The 3,504-nt window shown below is 55.4% G+C and carries 5 protein-coding genes; 4 read left to right on the top strand and 1 reads right to left on the bottom strand.

The features are described 5' to 3' along the window. From DMG62_24685 to DMG62_24700, 4 genes are all read left to right on the top strand, one after another. Positions 1–193, top strand: a 193-nt coding sequence (locus DMG62_24685) for a hypothetical protein (GenBank protein PYY19362.1), incomplete at its 5' end; no start/stop codon positions are given. Positions 194–459: 266 nt separating this feature from the next. Next, positions 460–759 (top strand): hypothetical protein, encoded by a 300-nt coding sequence (locus tag DMG62_24690; protein PYY19363.1) that lies wholly within the window; start codon positions 460–462, stop codon positions 757–759. Between the two features lie 37 nt (positions 760–796). Beyond that, a complete protein-coding gene (locus DMG62_24695) occupies positions 797–1,267 on the top strand; it encodes a hypothetical protein (GenBank protein ID PYY19364.1) in 471 nt (156 codons plus the stop codon). 461 nt (positions 1,268–1,728) lie between these two features. Continuing rightward, positions 1,729–2,796: a hypothetical protein gene (locus DMG62_24700; GenBank protein PYY19365.1), complete on the top strand. Its 1,068-nt coding sequence runs from the start codon at positions 1,729–1,731 to the stop codon at positions 2,794–2,796. Between the two features lie 54 nt (positions 2,797–2,850). Here DMG62_24700 and DMG62_24705 read toward each other — a convergent pair whose 3' ends face one another. Continuing rightward, a complete protein-coding gene (locus DMG62_24705) occupies positions 2,851–3,327 on the bottom strand; it encodes a hypothetical protein (protein PYY19366.1) in 477 nt (158 codons plus the stop codon). Positions 3,328–3,504: the final 177 nt, after the last annotated feature.

Raw genomic sequence — 3,504 nt, forward strand, 5'->3', positions numbered from 1 at the left:
CTTTTTAATGTCGAAGGGCGGTCAGTTCTTACTTACGCCTCTGCCGAATGGAGGAACGCGCCTCGAGGGCACAACCTGGTATCAGCATGGTCTGTGGCCGGCTGCATATTGGCGCCTCTGGTCCGACGCCATCATCCATCGCATTCACATGCGAGTGCTAATTCACATCCGAGACGCAACGGAGAAGAAGTAATGCGCAGTACTGGGCAGACAAAACAAGAAAAAGAGTTGTGACACCGGTCCTGATACTTTACAAGAAGGAGACATCCTGAACTGCGTCGTTTTGCGAAATCATCGGTGGAAAGTAAATCGCACAGTTCAGGAGCCTGTCGGAGAGAGCGATTCCCGAATCAGGACTAAACAACTTACAGACACGTGATTATTTGTAAGTTGTTGAATTGTGTTGCTTTTCCAATCGAACTGCTAATCAGCGCCGCAGGCGCGGCACTCTCGTAGCCCATGAGCGATGGAGCCATGGGTACTCAGATGAAAAACATTGTGAGCCCGCAGGGCGGCATTCCTATGCCACGTGGATATCGTCCGCATCGAACACCTCCGAAGAATGCCGCCCTCACGGGCTCGGACCGAATCAGGCAACGCATTCCCATGGCTCGTCCGCACATGGGCTACAGGAATAGCGCGCCTTCGGCGCTCGGCGGCTGGGTCCACGTGGGTCACAATGATGGTGGGGTAATCGCAGCTCTCCCCTTGAATTGCCAGTTTGGGAATTTCAGTATTTTCTTTGAGCTTTACCCATAAGTAGTGTAAAGTTCGTCGCAAAAAATAGGAGCTCCCATTGAAAAAGCTTTTCGCAGTCCTTCTTTGCCTTGCGATCCCCGCGTCGGTAGTTGCCAGCGAGGCCAACGGCTACAAGGTCTCGTACGATGGCGGTTCATTGGCCGACACCAAATCAGGCTCATCCCTTCGGATGTACATCGACCAGGACAAAGTGCGTTTCCTAAAAGACGGCAAGGAAATCGCCTCAGTGCCCGCATCGACGGTCACAGAAATCAGCTACGGCCAGGACGTCCATAGGCGGGTTGGCAGCGCCATCGCGGTAGGCGCATTCACACTTGGACTCGGCGCATTGATGGCCCTCAGCAAATCCAAGAAGCACTTCGTCGGACTCACCTGGGCGGATGGCGATAAAAAAGGCGGTCTCGCCATGCAGTGCGACAAGAACGAATACCGCGGAATCCTGGCAGGTCTGGAAGGAATAACCGGCAAGAAAGCGGTCGATTCAGATGCTATGACTGTCAAGAATTAAGTATCGCGACATCCCAGAGAGAGACTAGAGATCGAGACCGTCGCCTGCGCATCCTTCCGAAATCGCTGTCTAGTACCGGGACATGCTTTCCAGTTAAATCCCTGTCTGGGAACAAATGTGGCAGATTTTGAGCAAGATTCAGCGCTTTTTGACGTGATCGCGTAACAATCGCTGCAATTGTCGCTGTTCTTTTGGAATTCCCACGGAAGCGTTTCATGCGTGAATTGTGCGTCTCTCACTTCAGATTGCCGGCTAGCAACGACTGCGAGGCACAACTGTGGTAATTGTGTTTCAGGCATTGACTCGGATCCTGCTTGGACAGGGATTCGGTTGATGCTGAGCCTCGTTCGAGTGTCTAGCCGAACCCGAGCGAGGCTTAACTATGCTCGGTCCGGCACCTCGGGAGAGAAGTCCAATATCCAGTGAGTGGGTCGCGCGAGCCTGGCGCCCACGGTGTTACCATGCCAGCCATGAAACAGCGCATCTCTCTGCTGATAGCCGTTGCGCTGGCCTTGGGCGCAATCGGCATGGCGCTGCATGCAGCCGGCGACCCAAGCCCAACTTATACCACTCGTACCCTGGCGCTTCCCGATCACGGCAAGGGCACCATCACCATGGATTACATTGCCTATGATCCCGAAACGGGATACGTGTGGGTTCCTGCTATCAACGTTGGCGCGGTGGATGTCGTAGACACGAGCAACGGCTCGGTTCGTGAGATCTCGGGCTTTGCCACCAACGAAGTGGAACTCGGAGGGCGAAAGCGCGTTCAGGGACCGAGTGGAGTGTCGATTGGAGATGGCGTGGTGTATATCGGCGACCGGGCCGACTCCAGCGTGTGCGCTATCGATGAAAAGACGCTGGCGCGCAAGAGCTGTGGGCATATCGATTCCACGCCCGACGGCGTCGTCTACGTGGCGCCTACGAAAGAAGTCTGGGTGACCGCGCCGCGCGACAATTCGGTGCGCATTTTGGATAGCACGACCTTGGCGCAGAAAGACAAGCTGACGTTCGACGGGCGGCCTGAAGGATACGCAGTCGATGCCAAGCGCGGCCGGCTCTATATGAACTACGAGGACAAGGACCTGACCACCGCCATTGATCTCAAGACGCATAAAACCGTCGCGAAGTGGCCGTCATCCTGCGGCGCGGACGGTCCGCACGGCATATCGGTGGATCAGGACGCAGGCTGGGTGTTCGTTGCCTGCAGCACGCTGGCGGAGGTTCTGGATGCGGGACACAACGGGGAGAAGTTATCGTCGATCGATACCGGCAACGGCGTCGATGACCTCAGCTACTCGCCAGCGACCCACACACTGTATGTGGGCGCTGCCAGGGAGGCGCGGCTCACGGTTGCCCGAGTTGACGCCGGAGGGAAGCTTAGCTTGATTGCGCAAGTACCCACACATGAAGGCGCTCGCAATGGAGTGGTCACGAAGGATGGCACAGTCTATCTGGCGCACTCGAGTCTCGGTCAACTGCCAGGGTTGATTGTGGCGTCGCCTACTGGGAATCGCCCGCAGCATTGAACTCGTCGCCGGGCATGGCAACGACCGGAGACTATCACCGGTTCACCTCATTTTTTATGCGACTGTTTCCCATTTAGGGATTGGGTGAGCCAGTTGGCTGAACTTTTCAAACATTCGTTCGACCATTTCGATCGTCCATCCGATGAAAGGCTTGCCCGGCTGCGCAGATCCTTTCAGCTCTGCTGGCTGCGCCACACTGTAGCTTGCGAATTCCACGGCTATTCCAATGGCTGCTTCTGGTGCGCGCTCTTCCACTCGTACCACCAGGCCTTCGCACAATGCTTTGATTTGGTCGGCGGTTCCTGGAATATCAAACTCCAGCTTGGCGCTCTGACCAACGCTCGGTTTGTGTTTGCAATAGAAGAAGGCGCCAAGCATGTTGATGTCGCGGAGGAAGGCGTTCTGCGGCTCACCCGAATCGCGGAAAACCGCGACCGCTCGGATGGGGAGGTGGACTCGAAAATATCTGCGCTGCTCGGGGAGCGCGCAGCGCATGAAATCTACAGCTCGCTGGCTTGGTTGAAAAGGCATATTTGCCTCCACACTCGCAGCGGCGCACTAATAAAGCTGCAGTTATTCGTCCACTTGTAAGCTGTTGATTGGTAAGTTGGTCGCGCGAGCTGCTGCGTGGCAGTGTGAAATATTTGCCTTCAGATCTGGGATCTCAATGTGAATTTGACATGCAAAATATTGCAGCTCTGAAACAAA

The organism is Acidobacteriota bacterium, from assembly GCA_003225175.1.
In the GTDB taxonomy this organism is placed as follows: domain Bacteria; phylum Acidobacteriota; class Terriglobia; order Terriglobales; family Acidobacteriaceae; genus Gp1-AA112.

What these genes read in the sequence shown, in the direction of transcription:
- DMG62_24700 (PYY19365.1), top strand. Translation starts at nt 1,729, where the DNA reads ATGCCAGCCATGAAACAGCGCATCTCTCTGCTGATAGCCGTTGCGCTG.
- DMG62_24705 (PYY19366.1), bottom strand. Translation starts at nt 3,327, where the DNA reads ATGCCTTTTCAACCAAGCCAGCGAGCTGTAGATTTCATGCGCTGCGCG.
- DMG62_24690 (PYY19363.1), top strand. Translation starts at nt 460, where the DNA reads ATGAGCGATGGAGCCATGGGTACTCAGATGAAAAACATTGTGAGCCCG.